At 59.2% G+C, this 15,150-nt stretch carries 10 protein-coding genes; 9 read left to right on the top strand and 1 reads right to left on the bottom strand.

What is annotated here, in order from left to right; translation table 11 throughout:
* The first annotated feature begins 6 nt into the window (after positions 1-6).
* From PG898_RS08945 to PG898_RS08905, 9 genes are all read left to right on the top strand, one after another.
* Positions 7-435 carry an arsenate reductase/protein-tyrosine-phosphatase family protein gene (locus tag PG898_RS08945; protein WP_270823747.1) on the top strand — a complete coding sequence of 143 codons (429 nt, stop codon included), beginning with the start codon at positions 7-9 and terminating at the stop codon, positions 433-435.
* Positions 436-497: 62 nt separating this feature from the next.
* Positions 498-2,675 (top strand): polysaccharide biosynthesis tyrosine autokinase, encoded by a 2,178-nt coding sequence (locus PG898_RS08940; RefSeq protein WP_270823748.1) that lies wholly within the window; start codon positions 498-500, stop codon positions 2,673-2,675.
* 479 nt (positions 2,676-3,154) lie between these two features.
* The gene (locus tag PG898_RS08935; RefSeq protein ID WP_270823749.1) at positions 3,155-3,826 is read left to right on the top strand and encodes a YjbF family lipoprotein; all 672 of its coding nucleotides are present in this window, start codon (positions 3,155-3,157) and stop codon (positions 3,824-3,826) included.
* Between the two features lie 47 nt (positions 3,827-3,873).
* The gene (locus tag PG898_RS08930) at positions 3,874-4,578 is read left to right on the top strand and encodes a capsule biosynthesis GfcC D2 domain-containing protein (protein ID WP_270823750.1); all 705 of its coding nucleotides are present in this window, start codon (positions 3,874-3,876) and stop codon (positions 4,576-4,578) included.
* A complete protein-coding gene (locus PG898_RS08925) occupies positions 4,575-6,659 on the top strand; it encodes a YjbH domain-containing protein (RefSeq protein ID WP_163135181.1) in 2,085 nt (694 codons plus the stop codon). Before PG898_RS08930 ends, PG898_RS08925 begins: the two co-directional genes overlap by 4 nt.
* 86 nt (positions 6,660-6,745) lie before the next feature.
* Complete coding sequence (locus PG898_RS08920) at positions 6,746-8,473, top strand: PglL family O-oligosaccharyltransferase (protein ID WP_270823753.1); 1,728 nt, start codon at positions 6,746-6,748, stop codon at positions 8,471-8,473.
* A gap of 177 nt (positions 8,474-8,650) precedes the next feature.
* Complete coding sequence (locus PG898_RS08915; protein ID WP_005331417.1) at positions 8,651-9,103, top strand: glycine zipper 2TM domain-containing protein; 453 nt, start codon at positions 8,651-8,653, stop codon at positions 9,101-9,103.
* Positions 9,104-9,275: 172 nt separating this feature from the next.
* Complete coding sequence (locus PG898_RS08910; RefSeq protein ID WP_042649459.1) at positions 9,276-9,929, top strand: YceH family protein; 654 nt, start codon at positions 9,276-9,278, stop codon at positions 9,927-9,929.
* A 217-nt stretch (positions 9,930-10,146) separates the two neighbouring features.
* On the top strand, positions 10,147-13,989 hold the full coding sequence (locus tag PG898_RS08905; RefSeq protein WP_270823755.1) for a DEAD/DEAH box helicase: 3,843 nt from the start codon (positions 10,147-10,149) through the stop codon (positions 13,987-13,989).
* Between the two features lie 119 nt (positions 13,990-14,108).
* On the opposite strand, the gene PG898_RS08900 is transcribed toward PG898_RS08905, so the two are convergent.
* Complete coding sequence (locus PG898_RS08900; protein WP_270823756.1) at positions 14,109-15,002, bottom strand: DNA replication terminus site-binding protein; 894 nt, start codon at positions 15,000-15,002, stop codon at positions 14,109-14,111.
* Positions 15,003-15,150 lie beyond the last annotated feature (148 nt).

The following is a 15,150-nucleotide window of genomic DNA, read 5'->3' as shown; positions in this document are numbered from 1 at the left end:
AGCAATATGTTTGAGAAGATTCTAGTCGTGTGTGTGGGCAATATATGCCGCTCCCCGACAGGTGAGCGCCTGCTGCGCGAGCGTTTACCCGACCGAGATATCAGTTCTGCCGGGGTAAGTGCCTTGGTTGATAAACCAGCCGACAAGGTCGCGAGCGAGGTGGCACAGCTGCATGGTCTCTCCCTTGATGGACACTCGGCGCGCCAACTGACCCGCGTACTCTGTCAGGATGCCGATCTGATCCTGGTGATGGAGAAAGGGCATATTTCTGCCGTCACGGCCATTGACCCGGGGGCCCGTGGCAAAACCATGCTGTTTGGCCACTGGCTGGGGGAGAGCGAAGTGCCCGATCCCTATCGTCTGAGCCGGGAAGCTTACGAACATGTTTACCAGCTGTTGGTGCGTAGTGCCGATGGGTGGGCGAAAAAACTGTAACAACAGCTGCAGTCTGGGTCTGTGTTCAGGTTCTATCTGACAATAAAAATGGATTGTGTTTAATGACGACTTCTTCTGTTTCGTCCCGGCAGAGCAGTGCCGCGGTGGAGAATGACGAGATCGATCTGGGGCGCCTGCTGGGCTACCTGATCGATGGCCGTTGGTGGATTGTGACTATCACCGCTCTGTTTATGGTACTTGGCGTTGCGTATGCCCTGTTGGCGACCCCAGTCTTCAAGGCGAACGCCTTACTGCAGGTGGAGAAAAAAGCCAGTGGTGCTGCGCTGCTCGGGGATATGGCTGATGTATTGGGCGGTGAACAGCCTGATGCTGCCGCCGAGATTGAGCTACTGACTTCTCGTATGGTGCTTGGCCGTACGGTACAAGAGCTTCATCTCGATACTGTAGTGACACCCGACTTCTTCCCGCTGGTTGGCCGTGGCCTGTCGCGGCTGATGGGGCATCCCTATCCCAAGATGGCGGTAAGCCGTTTTGAGGTGGCGCCGGAGTTGGTGGGGACGCCGCTAACGCTGACGGTTGACGCAGACAAACACTTTACCCTCGAAATTGAAGGGCGGGTGCTGGAAGGGCAAGTAGGCAAGCTGCTTGAGAAAGAGGATGTGACCCTGTTGCTGTCTGATGTGGCTGCCGATGAGGGGCAAGTATTCACGCTAGTCAAGCAGCCGGTACTGGATGTGATCGCAGAGCTGCAGCGTGATCTTCAGGTCAGTGAAAAGGGCAAAAATACCGGGATCATCTCGCTGGCGCTGGAAGGGGAAGACAAGGGCCGCATTCGTGCGGTGCTCGACAACATCAGCCAGAACTACCTGCAGCAGAACGTGGTGCGCAAGACCGAAGAGGCCCAGAAGAGCCTGGATTTCTTGCAGACTCATCTGCCTCAGGTCAAAGGTGAGCTGAATCGTTCTGAAGAGCTGTTGAATGTATATCGCCAGCAGAATGAGTCGGTCGATCTGTCGCTGGAAGCTAAAGCCGCACTGGATACCATGGTGGGCCTCGAGAAGCAGCTCAATGAGTTGACCTTCCGTGAAGCCGAGTTGCAGCAACTCTATACCCGCCAGCACCCCGCTTACATCGCTCTGATGGAAAAGCGCCAGACCTTGATGAATACCAAAAATGTGATCAACAAGTCGATCAAGCGTCTGCCAAAAACCCAACAGGAGATTTTGCGTCTGACCCGTGATGTGCAGGTCGGTCAGGAGATCTTCGTCCAGCTGCTCAACAAGCAGCAGGAACTCAATATCATGAAGGCGGGCACCATCGGCAATGTGCGGATCATCGACGATGCTGCCGTTGAAACCCGAGCCGTTAAGCCGAAGAAGCCGCTGATCGTGGTACTGGCCACTCTGCTTGGGGGCATGCTGTCTGTGGGCCTCATCCTGGTGCGTGCAGCATTCCACCGCGGTGTCGAGAGCCCCGAGCAGTTGGAAGAGATGGGGCTGTCCGTCTATGCCACGATCCCCTATTCAGAGGATCAGGCCAAGATAGAGCAGCAACAGAAGAAGAAACGGCGCCAGGCGATGCCACTCAATGAAGCCTTGCTGGCTGCCCGTAATCCGGCCGACCTGGCGATGGAGTCGCTGCGCAGCCTGCGTACCAGTCTCCATTTCGCCATGATGGAGGCCAAAAACAACATAGTGATGATCTCTGGTCCAGGTCCCGGCCTAGGCAAAACCTTTGTGTCTACCAACTTTGCCGCCACCCTGGCCATGGGGGGCAAAAAGGTGCTGGTCATCGATGCTGACTTGCGCAAGGGATATATGCAAAAAGTCATGGGACAGGAGATGGGGGCGGGTTTGAGCGCCTATCTGGCTGGCCAGACCGAGATGATGCAGGTGATCAGCAAGACCGGCTTTGATGGGCTCGATTTTGTCTGTCGTGGCGCCGTGCCGCCCAATCCATCTGAACTGCTGATGCACCCTCGTTTCAAGGCCTTGCTGGATTGGGCCAGCGAGCATTATGACTTTGTTATCGTCGACTCCCCGCCGATCCTGGCGGTCACCGATGCGGCCATCGTCGGCCAGCATGTGGGGGCCTCCTTGCTGGTGGCGCGTTTTGCCAAGACAGCGGTGAAAGAGGTGGAAGTGGCGATTCGTCGCTTCGAGCAAAATGGCGTGGTGATCAAGGGCATTCTGCTCAATGCGGTAGAAAAGAAAGCCAGCAGTTATTACGGTAATTACGGATATTATCAATATAGCTATGGTGATAAAACCAAAGCCTGATCCGGCCATAGATAATAGATAAGGGATTGGTAATATTCAGGGGGGAGAAATTGAAGCTTCAATTGATGCCCCCTTTGAGTAATACTAGATAAGACTGGGAGTGCTCATTGTCTCAGTATTATGTTTTAGCTGTGTCAACAAAAAGGAAGATAACATGAAGAAGACTGCGTTTGTTTTGGCCGCCCTGCTGGCTGTCTCTGCTAATGCCATGGCTGCAGAAGAAGCTGCTGGTGCTGCCGGTACTGGCGCGGGTGGCGGTGCTGCCGGTGCTGGCGCTGCTGCCGCTGCTGCTGGGGTAACGACCACTGCCATAGCTGTTGGCGCTGCTGCCGCATTTGTGGCCGCTGTTGCTGTGTCTGAATCCAACAGCCGCAACAACAACACCAGCACAACCACGTCAACCCGATAATATCCAGCAAGGCTGCTTGGTTTGAGCAGCCTTGTTTTTCTTCTTATCCCTCATGGATGGTGTATTGCACGTGGCACAGTATTTATCTTATTTCCCCTCCCGATTATTGGCATTGTCAGCAGCTCTTTTATTGGTTGGATGTAGTACCTCGACCCATCAGACAATCGAAACCTTGGGTTATGTGTTTAACAAGCCGGATGATATTGTACTGACCTCATCCGAACTGAGAGCGTTGCCCTATGCGAGTGCCTATATCAAGGTGGGGGATTTACCCCAGGCCTTGGTTGTGTTGGCTTATGTCAATGGCCCGCGCATGTCATGGATGAGTGCCGATGGTGTTATGTTCGTGACCCAACATGGGCGCTTGATTAAAACAGTGGGTTTGCCAAATGACTTGCGCTATCTGGGGAGTTTGGATAAGGATCCATTGAAGACCTCTCGTGTAGACAAGACGCCATCAATGGTGTGGTATAGCGTAGCTGAGTGGTCGAAGCAATACACCAGTGGCTATCCCTTGAGCATGCATTACACTCAGGCGGGTCATGAGGTTCTGAATATTATGGACCGCCCCTATAAGACAACGATTGTAGAAGAACATGTCGTTACTGCCCCGAATGAAGAGCGATGGCTGAATCATTTCTGGATTGATGAGCAGACAGGTCAAGTTCGTAAATTCCAGCAGCAATTAGGCCCTTCCTTGCCAATGATAGAAATGACATTCCTTAAGCCCTATTCATCATGAAAATAATATATAGCATATTGCTCGCTACCTTGGGGTCTTCCCCCGTTATGGCTGATGTGTCCGTGTCTATTTGGTGGCAAGGTCAGCCGAGAGAAGCACTAACTCATTCCCAGTCCATGCTGTTGAGTGAGGCATTGTTAGACCCCGTGGTCTCACAGTACGATAACTATTGGCCTGTCACGCATATATCTACGCCTGCGCGTCAAAAGGATATTGAGTATCAACAGCAAGCCTTGCTGAAAGATCTCACCTTGTTGGCAACGTACTGGCAGCAGCATAATGAAGCTGAACTCGCCCATTCCGCTTTACAGTTGCATCAACAGTTACAGCAATTGCATTTGACGGGTCGTTTCGAATTTCCTGTGGATCCGGATATCAGCCTGGTACCTTCAGGTGTCAACCCCATATTGCAAGGGGATTATCAGCTCTATCTGGCCCCTCGTCGCCCGCAAATTTATCTGGCCGGTTTGATCGGTCACCCCGGCGAAGGCCCCGTTTTGCCTGCTGCAGGGTTACGAGAGTATTGGAAGAAGCTGGATCTCTTGTCGGGGAGTGATGACACCGGTGCTTATCTGATTGCACCCAGTGGAAAACCTGAGTGGATCCCCGTTGCTATTTGGAATGAGCGCCATGTCGAAGCCATGCCGGGAGCGACCCTGTTTGTCGGTTTTGCGCCAAGTGTGCTGCCTGAGCAGTATCAAGACTTGAATAAACGCATGTTGACGTTGTTAGCGAATCGGATGCCCAAATGACCTACCCAAGACTCTCACTGATTGCCCTGCTGGTATCCTTTGCAACCCACGCCGATGCTGACATTTTTGAGCCGTTGGGACCATCACAAAGTGACTTCGGCGGAGTTGGCCTGTTGCAAATGCCAACCGCCAGAATGGCTAAGACGGGTGAATTCAGTGTCAATTATTTTGATGATGATCAGTACCGTCGCTGGTCCATGTCAGTGCAGCCGTTCGACTGGCTTGAGGCCACTCTGCGTTATACCGATGTGAGAACCCGCCTCTATAGTGCAAACCCCGATTTCAGTGGCGACCAGACTTACAAAGACAAAGGAATGGATGTCAAAGTCAGGTTGCTGGAAGAGTCTACCTGGATTCCGAATATTTCTCTGGGATTCCGTGACCTGATGGGAACGGGATTGTTTGACAGCGAGTATGTTGTTGGCAGCAAACGTGTTGGCCCGTTTGACTTCACCCTTGGCATGGGCTGGGGGAATATGGGAGAGAGCGGAAATATCACTAATCCTTTTTGCGAGTGGAAGGATGATTGGTGCTCCCGCGATGGTAGTTATTCCAGTGGTGGTGGTAAGTTTGAAACTGGGAATATGTTTCATGGCAATGCTGCATTGTTTGGTGGTGTGGAATACCAAACGCCTTGGCAGCCACTTAGGTTAAAATTGGAATATGATGGTAATGATTATAGTAATGAATTTGCCGGGAAAATAGACCATTCATCACCCATCAATATAGGTGCTGTTTATCGCCTGTTTGATTATATGGACACTCATCTTAGTTATCAGAGAGGAAACACTCTGATGTGGGGTGTCACTCTTCGTACCAATTTTAATGATCTACGCCAGAATCATTTGGATGAACCACGCCCTGTATATTCAGAGAATAAGGTCCCAGCTGATACCTCTAAGGTCGATTGGTCAGGAATGGCGGGGCAGTTTGAAAGCAATGCTGGTTGGAATTCGGCATCACTTTATAGTGGACAGAATACTGTAACCTTGCTGGGACAACAGCATAAATACAGAGACCAGCAAGAAGCTCTCGACCGTACGGCTTTGGTTGCGGTTAACCATCTGCCTGAGACTATCGACGAATTGAGAGTCATCGAACGTCAGCGTGACTTCCAGCTGCAAGAGACAGTGATTGATCTTGATTCTGTACGAAAGGCTAACCAGCCCCAGATCCTTGGGCAGGAGACGGTGGCAGTAGATCATCAAAAAGTGCCAGACCCTGTTCAGGGGGATGTTCGCTACCAATCTGAACCAGAGTGGTTCTCTTATTCATTTGATCCTACCCTGACCCAATCTTTCGGTGGTCCTGAATCATTTTATATGTATCAGATCGGTATCAATGCCAATAGCGAGCTGCGCCTTACTGATAAAGACTGGCTACAGGGTACGTTGTTCTTCAATATCGCTAATAACTACGACAAATTTAATTACAAGACACCACCAGCAGACACTGATGCACTGCCGAGAGTGCGAACCTGGGTGAGAGAGTATGTCGACTCGTCCAATGTCCTGCTGAATAATCTCCAGTTAACCCATATGGAGCAATTTGGTCAGGAGTGGTATGGCCAGGCATACGGTGGATATCTGGAAATGATGTACGCCGGGGTCGGGGGCGAGGTGCTTTATCGTCCTTTCGGTCAGTCATGGGCTCTGGGGCTGGATACCAACTGGGTCAAGCAGCGTGATTGGAACAATACCCTGAAGATGGCTGACTACGATGTCGCAACAGGTCACCTGACTGGCTATTGGCAGTTGCCTTTCATGGACAATGTCACCGCCAAGGTGGCAGTAGGGCGTTATCTGGCTGGTGACCTGGGGGCCACTTTTGATTTTTCCAAGCGCTTTGACTCCGGGATTGTAATGGGTGCATACGCAACCTTGACGGATGTTTCGGCCGAGGAGTATGGGGAAGGCAGTTTCACCAAAGGCATTTACATCACGATTCCCTTTGATCTCATGTTGATTCGCCCCACCACATCCAAAGGAACTATTGGGTGGGTTCCTCTCACAAGAGATGGGGGGCAAATGCTCAGCCGTAGTCATACCTTGTATGACATGACAGAACGCCTGCCGTTGTAAATCCCTTCTCGGTATTGATTCGCTAGTCTGATGAGCCGTGATAGTGTTTTCACTGTCACGGCTTTTTTATGCATGATGAGGCATAAATGGGAAGAGAGTGTAGTTTGGTTCATAAGGTTTTTTGGGGAACATCGGTCTTGTACTGGCTGCTGGGCATGCACTTTTTCATGCACAACCCGGGCGGGGCCGGTCTCTATCTGCCCTTCAACGCCTGGGGCTGGATCTTCGCCAGTCTGGTCATGGCCCTGGGACTGTGGCAGGTCACCCTCAGCCAGCGGCTGGTGGTTTCGCCGCTGCTGACGGTCCTGTGGCTGGGGGCCTTGCTGCTGCTGTTGCCCATGGCCTATCCGGGCTTCGAGCTCAAGGATTACGCCATCCCCCGCCTGTTGGGGCTGTTTGCCGGTCTGCTGTTTCTCGCTTGCCTTTATCAATGGCGACTGGACCGTCAGATGCGGGATCGGCTGCTCTACCTGCTGCTGGGGGCGGTGGCCATAGAGGTGTTGCTCGGCCTGGTGCAGTACTACCTGCTGGTGCCGGGCAACTGGATAGGCTATGACACCCGGACCAATCGCCCCTATGGCATCTTCCAGCAACCCAACGTGATGGCGAGCTTTATGGCAACCGGGTTTGCCTTGGCGATATGGCTTCAGATGCGAGGGCACGCCAACCCCTGGCTCAAGGGGCTGCGTCATGGCGTGATCCTGGCGACCGCCTTGCTGCTGGTGGTGTTGCAGTCCCGGGTGGGCCAATTGGGCGGGGCCTTGGCTCTGATCCTGCTGCTGCCGCAGTTGCATCGCGAGCGACAACTGGGTCGGGTGTTGGGGCTGGTTGGGCTGGGCATAGCGCTCGGGCTGGCATCCCAATACTGGATGGCGGGGGCCAGGCGGGGGCTGGAGATATATCAGTCCGGCGGCATGAGATCCATCTACTGGCCCTATGCCGCCAAGCTGATTGCCGAGGCGCCCTGGACCGGCTGGGGCTATGGCAGTTTCGAGTCGGTGTTCCTCCAGCATTACATGGCGGACAAAGCGCTCAATCCCGCCATGGTGCAGATCGAGTACAACCTGGATCACCCCCACAACGAGTTTCTCTACTGGGCGGTGGAAGGGGGGCTGGCCCCCATGCTCGGCATGGCTCTGATGGGCGGGGCTCTGCTGTGGCGACTGGGTAGGGCTGGCTGGGTGAAGGGGGCGGCCTTGCTGGCGCTGGTGATCCCTATACTGCTGCACACCCAGACCGAGTATCCCTTCTACCACGCCATCGCCCTGTGGTGGGCGCTGCTGCTGCTCATCCATGTGCTGGATGCGGAAGTGGAGGAGGGGGGGACGGCTGGCCACGCCAACTGGCGGGAGTATCTCTACCGCCCCTGGCTCTTGCTGCGTTTCCTGGCCATTGGCATTCCCCTGATCGTCGTCCCCTTCATGCTGACGGCTCTGCATACCGCCTGGGTGGTGACCAAGTATGAGCGTGGTGGTTACAAGCAGCCTGCGTTGCTGCTGGACATCGTCAACCCCATGGCCTGGCTGACCCGGGTGGAGTTCGACGTCAACGCGGTGCGCCTGATGGTGGGCTTGCAGGCCAACAACAAGGCCGAGCTGGAAGCCTATCTCGACTGGGGGCAGGCATTTGTGCGTCATACCCCCAGGGCCAACATCTACGCCAACATGGTGATTGCCCTCAATGCGCTGGGGCGGACCGAGGAGGCCGACCGCCTGCGTACCCAGGCGCTGATGCTCTATCCGGGTGAGCCCTTGCTCACCGCCTCGGCGGCCAAGTCGGTTGCCGCAACCCTGGAGCCCAAGCCCTCCTCATGAGCGGGCCGGGCACCGCTTTCTCTTCTCCCATCACGGCCGCCTTGCGGCCGTGATCATTTCCACCTCAGGCAAGCTCACAGTCAGGATCGGCGGTGTAGTCTCCCGAATGGGGATGGCGGGGCCGCGCAGGTGCGGTGCCGGCGCCATCGGGTCTCAGTCGTCATCGGAGTCGACATAGTGAAGAAGATTGCATTCATGGCTACCAGCCTGCTCATTCTGATGGGCACACCGGCCCTCGCAGGCACCAGCGCCCAGGTGGAATACGGCACGGTGCAAGAGAGCCGCATTTTGACCCAGGAGGCGGCGCCCCAGCAGGGCGGAACCCGGCCACTTCGCACCATAGGGGCCGCGGCCCTGGGGGCGGCCGTCGGCAGCCAATTTGGTGGTGGCTCGGGCCAGACAGTCGCTACCACTGTGGGGGCAGTGGCGGGGGCCGAGGCTTCCCGTCGCCGTCAGGGCAACCAGCAGAGCGTGCAGGGCAAGCAGACGGTCGAGCTGCTGATCAAGACCGAGGCGGGAAAACTGCTCAACGTCGTGCAGGATCAGGAGCCCGCGCTCACGTTCAACAAGGGGGACAAGGTGCGCATCCTGACCACGGGAACGGATACCCGGGTCGACAAGTCCGTCTAGGGGGCTGCCTGGCGGTATGATGCCAGGGGGCTAGCCCCCTGGTTGCGGCCGGATTGTACGATGTTTCATCAAGGGTTTCATCGGCTCGCAAAAATGCGGTGTTGTGCTGGACGGCGAGAGCGCCTTGGCTAAGATAACCGTCTTAACGTCTTGTTTGGCAAGGGAGTATGAAATGGAGATAGTACTAGGCCCATTAGAGGCTCGCGTGATCGGCTGCCTGATAGAGAAAGAGATCTGCACGCCGGATCAGTACCCTCTCTCTCTCAATGCACTGGTCAATGCCTGCAACCAGAAGAGCAATCGCGAACCCGTGCTCGAGCTCGCCGAGCTGGATATCCGCGCCGTCATCGACGAACTGATCCGCCGCCGTCTGGTGGTCAACACCGCCGGCTTCAATGCCCGGGTGCCCCGCTATCAGCACCGTTTCTGCAACACCGAGTTCGGTGAGCTGAAGTTCAGCGCCCAGGAGCTCGGTATTATCTGCGAGCTCTTGCTACGGGGCCCCCAGACCCCGGGTGAGCTGCGCTCGCGCACCAACCGGCTGTGCAGCTTCGACGATGTGACCGAGGTGGATGCGGTGCTGGCCGCGCTGGTCGAGCGGGGACCCTATGTGGTCAAGCTGCCCCGGGAGCCGGGCAAGCGGGAATCCCGCTATGCCCACCTGTTTGGCGGCGAGATCGATCTGGAAGCTCTGGCAGAGGCCGCCCCCGCCAGCAGCTATGCCTCTCCTGCCGCCGATCGCCTGAGCCAGCTGGAAGAGGAAGTTGAGCGCCTCAAGTCGCAGTTGCAGGCCCTGGAGGCCCGTCTGGCGCACCTGGAAGGCTGAACCCGGCGAGTTTGCTTACTCCATCAAGAGGCGCTGCGGCGCCTTTTTTCATGCCCCGTTGGCCGCCCGCAGAGCGCCTCGCAGAGGATGGCCCGACGGCCCCCTGTCCCCACTTTTATGAGCCTGGCCGCTTTTTTTGTACTAATTCACGGTTAAGGGTCGAGCCGCCGCCGCTTTCCCGTTAAAATTCCGCCTTTGCACCTGCCCGCGAGTTCTGATGTCAGCCTTCACCCTCTCTTCGGATTGCCATGCCCTGCTCAGCGAGCTGCAACTGCAGCGCGCCGCCAGTACCCGTTATTTGCAAGATACGCTGTACGCGCAGCGCTCGCCCGGGCAGGCGCTGACGGACGCGCTGAACCAGTTGCAGCAACAGGGACTGATACGGCTGCGCAACGAGCAGCAGTGGAGCCTGACGGCGGAGGGTACCCTGACCCTGATCCTGGCGGTGCGGGCAGGGGCCTGCCCCATGCCGGACTGGACCCGGGTCCCCTCGGTCACGGGTCAGGAGATGGCACAAGGGGTGGTGCGCGAACTCTGTCTGGGGGAGGCGGGGCAGATCCCCGCCTACTACCAGAGCGCGGATCTCTTGAGCCTGCTGGATCTGCCCGATGCTCACCGCCTGCTAGCGGGCTCAAGCCCTGCCTGGCAACAGCTGCTGCTGGAACATTTCGCCCTGCAGACCCTGCTCGATGCCGAGCCCGAAGCGCACTGGCCGCTGGCGTCCGTGACCGCGGCCTGCGCCCCTGCGCTGGCAAGCCGGCTTGAGGCGCTGGCCAGCGAGTGGGACTGGCTCTGCGGCCCGCTGGCCGGCGAGGTGACCACTCACTGGCCGGCCCTGCAACAACTGGCCGAGCAGGGGGATGAGCAGCCCCTGGCGGAGCGGTTGCTCGGCGCGCTTGGGCAGTGGCAGGCAGTGGCGGCGCACGAGCCCTGGCCCAGGATGTTCAGCGCCCTGCTCTGGCTGGGTTGGCTGCAGCAGGCCGATCCCGTGCTCGCCAGCGAGCAGCGCAAGAAGTGGCAACGCAGTCTAGGCAACCATTTCCCCCTGCTTTCGGATCTGCTGGGACAGTGGGCCGGTGATCGCCACGGTCAGGCGATAGGCCTGTTCGATACCCTGCAACTGCCGCTGGAGGAGCTCCACTGGGGCTACCTCTGGCTGGATCTCTGCGCCCTCGCGCGCCACGGCGAGCAGAGCCCCCAGGTGGCCATACTGCACAAGTGGGATCTCTCCCATGTGCTGGAGGCCGAGCCCCGTCATCGCCTGATGGCCTTCTGCCAGGATCTGTTGCGCCTCTTGCTGGGAGAGGGGGCCGAGCGGCCCCCGTTGCAGCAACTGCGTGCCACGCCGGCCCCCGAGGCGGCCAGCGACGCAGAGGATGAGGACAAGACCCCCGCCTCGGCCAGCTGGCTCAACTGGCTGCAGGGGCTGGGGCGCTCCAGCGGCGTGCGCAAGGCGCAGGAGCGGCTGGTATGGCTGCTCCACGCGGAAGGTCCCGAGCTCGAGTGCAAGATCCAGAAGCAGAGCACCAAGGGGGAGTGGACCGCCGGGCGCCGGGTCGATCCTGCCCTGCTTTCCACCCAGTATGCCGCCCTGCTCGACGAGGCGGACTGGGCTCTGGTGCGCACCCTGCCAAGGGGCATGAGCAAGCTGCCGCGGGACGCCTGGGCTCCCCTGGCCAGCCATCCGCGTCTGTTCAACGCCAAGGGGCAGAAGCTGCAACTGGCTACTAGCGCCCCCTTGCTGCAGGTGGTCGCCACCGAGCAGGGCATGAGCGCCGTTTTGAGCCCGGCCGCTGCGGCGCGAGGGGCACACATAGTGCCGCTTGCCCAGGATCTGTGGCAGCTCATCCTGACCCCGCAGGCCCTGCTGGACAGACTCCCTGCGCTGGAATCCATCCCGCTGCTGCCAGCGGACGGGCTCGCCGAGCTGCAACGCACCCTGGACGCCATTTCCGAGCTGCCCTGGCACAGCCAGGTCGAGGGGCTCAGTGGCAATGCCGAGTTGACCCCCTGGCCCGGAGTGCCCTCGGTCCAGCTGGACTGGCAGGATGGTCAGCTGCTGGTCCAGCTGGTGACCCGGGAGGGGGAACTGCCGCCGCTGCCCCTTGGCAAGGGGGAGGCCATAGTGCGCCAGGGCGTCAGGGACTATCACTACTGGCAACGGGATCTGGCTGCCGAGAAGGCCGAGGCCCAGTTGCTGCGCAACCAGCTGCCCATCGGTCTGCCGGGCAACGAATGGAAACTGGACGGTGAGCAGGCACTGACCCTGGTCAATGCGCTGTCCGAGCTGGTGGACGCCGGAGTGGTCGTTCACTGGCATCAGGACAGCGCCCGTATCAAGAGCCTCGACGAGGCGGCCCTGAGCCTGCGCATCGAGCGTCGCCAGGATTGGTTCCAGGTGGAGGGGGCGCTGGCGTTGGATGAGCACCAGATCCTCGACTTGCGCCTCATCCTGCGCCAGCTGACCCCGGGTCAGCGCACCGTTCAGCTCGACGAGAAGACCAGCCTGATGCTGAGCGACAAGCTGGTGGAGCGCCTCACCATGCTGGGGGCCATGCTGGACACCGAGCAGCGCATCAACAACAAGCTGGCCTATCCGCTGGCCCGCCTGCTGTCGGCGGTGACCACGGCCGGGGATGATGCCTGGCACTCCCTGCAGCAGGAGTGGCAGCAGGAGGTGGAGTGTGCCCCCGAGCTCTTGACGGCTCTGCGGGACTATCAGAAGGACGGGGTGCGCTGGATGGCGACCCTGGCCCACCATGGCTTTGGCGCCTGTCTCGCCGATGACATGGGCCTTGGCAAGACGCTGCAGGCGCTCATGGTGCTGCGCATGCGCCAGCACCTCGGCCCAGCCCTGGTAGTGGTGCCCAAGTCCGTGGTCACCAACTGGCAGGAGGAGGTGACCCGGTTCGCCCCCGAGCTGGAGGTGGTGGTGTTCGAGAATCCCGCCGAGCGGGAGACCCTGATCCAGGAGGCCAGGGCGGGACAGATCATCCTGGTCAACTACGGCATGCTCGGCAGCCTGGCCCAGTCCCTCAAGTCCCGCCGCTGGGCGAGCATGGTGCTGGACGAGGCGCAGCAGATCAAGAATGCCGGCACCCAGCGTGCCAAGCTGCTGTTCCAGCTCGAGGGGGATTTTCGCCTGGCCCTCTCCGGCACCCCCATCGAGAACCACCTGGGGGAGCTGTGGAGCCTGTTCACCTTCATCAACCCGGGCCTGCTCGGCAGCCTCGGCGAGTTCAAGCGCCGCTTCGGCAAGGCGGTGAAGGATCCCCAGCACATGGCGCTGCTGCGGGCGGTGATCAGCCCCTTCATCCTGCGCCGCCTCAAGCAGCAGGTGCTGACCGAGTTGCCGGACAAGACCGAGATCATCCACCACATCAGTCTCTCCCCCGAGGAGCGTCAGCTCTACGAGGCGACCAGGCGCGAGGTGGTGCAGCAGGTGCAAAGCGCCGATGGCCGGGCCCTGATGCACGTGCTGAGCGGCCTGACCCGCTTGCGGCGGCTCTGCTGCTCCCCCGAGCTGGTGATGCCGGAGTGGTCCCAGACCAGCAGCAAGCTGGACGAGGCCATGGCGCTCCTGGAGGAAGCCATCGATGGCGGCCACCGGGTGCTGGTGTTCAGCCAGTTCGTCGATCTGCTGAGCCTGTTGCGAGCCCGCATCGAGCTCAAAAAATGGGACTACTGCTATCTGGACGGGGGCTGCTCCGCCAAGTCCCGCCAGGAGTCCATACTGCGTTTTCGTCATGAACCGGTTCCCCTGTTCCTCATCAGCCTCAAGGCGGGGGGCACAGGACTCAACCTGACCCAGGCCGATACAGTGTTGCACCTGGATCCCTGGTGGAACCCGGCGGTGGAGGATCAGGCGAGCGATCGGGCGCACCGCATGGGCCAGACCCAGCCGGTGACAGTCTATCGACTGGTGTGCGAGCAGACGGTGGAGGAGAAGATAGTGGCGCTGCACGACGAGAAGCGGGCCCTGGCCGATGGCCTGCTGAGCGGACAGTCCGAGGTGCGTGGCCTGGACGTGGAGAGCCTGCGCGCCCTGCTGATGAGCTAGGAGCGGTGCTGCCTGCCTGGGTGCGAGAGGGGGATGGTCCTGGTGACCATCCCCCTTCTCTGTTTCAGGGGCTCATTGCCCGCGTCTGGGGCCCCTATCATGGGTCTGATTAAGAGGCGCTAGCCCTGATAGCGATAGAGGTGCAGCCGCTCTATGATGGCCTCGCCGCCAATCTTGCGATCCCGCCGCGCCTGGCGCAGCTTGGGCGGATAGTGGCCGAGGTGGGTGACGCTGGGCGGGTTGTCCGAGCAGAGCAGCAGGGGCAGGCTCGCCTTGAGCTGCTGCTTGCGCGGCTCCCTGTCCAGCCAGAGCAGGTTGATCATGGGGTGGGTCTTGACCGGTCGGCGGATCCGCAGCTGCGCATCCGCCGGCAGGCGGCGAATGTCATACACCTCCTGATCCACCATCTTGCTCCACTCCTCGTTGCTGGAGAGCGCCGGTACATAGCGGCGGCTGCGCTCCAGCATCTCCAGCACCTGCTCGCGGCTGAGGCGGCTGATGCTCTGCTTGTCGGCCCAGGTGAAACCGAGGGAATGCAGCTCTCCGGTGAGCAGGGTCAGCTTGCGATAGACCTGCAGGGTGATGACCCCGGGCAGTGCGCTGTGTACCAGTTCGAACTTCTCGTCTCGCCCGCCGGCGGCCTGCACCAGGGCCTTGAAGGCGAGCTTGTGGCCGTTGATCTCGTCGAGCAGCGGGTGCAGCAAGGAGGCGCTGGCGGTGGGGAAGCGCAACCAGCCAGGCAGGCGGTGAGTCGCCTTGGTGGAGCAGCCGGGGCGGGCGCTGTGATCCTGAAAGGCCGTCACGGCCGCGGCCAGTGCCGCCTCGCCCGAGAGATAACCCACCTCGATGGCCTCGATGGGATCATGCTCTTCCCCTTGCGGTACGGCGGGCAGGGGATAGACATGGGCCTCCAGCAACTCGAGCTGGCCGAGCTGCCTGGCGAGACGGGCAAGGGCCTCTTCCAACGCGTCCATCTGTTGACGCAGGGCGGCGGTGGGGGTAAAGGTGTCCATCGGCATATCCTGTGTGTTCCCTCAATCCGTCGCCCTAAAGGCGGCGATCAGGGGGCATGATTAAACCACTGTATAAATAACCATACCAGCATGACGGGAAGGCGCCAAGTGCCGCCTTTCAAGCGCGGTGCAAGGGCGGCAGCCGTGG

The organism is Aeromonas sp. QDB31, from assembly GCF_027707605.1.
In the GTDB taxonomy this organism is placed as follows: Bacteria; Pseudomonadota; Gammaproteobacteria; order Enterobacterales; family Aeromonadaceae; genus Aeromonas; species Aeromonas media.
Note: the sequence above shows the minus strand (reverse complement) of the source record. Positions and strands in the feature narration are given on the sequence as shown.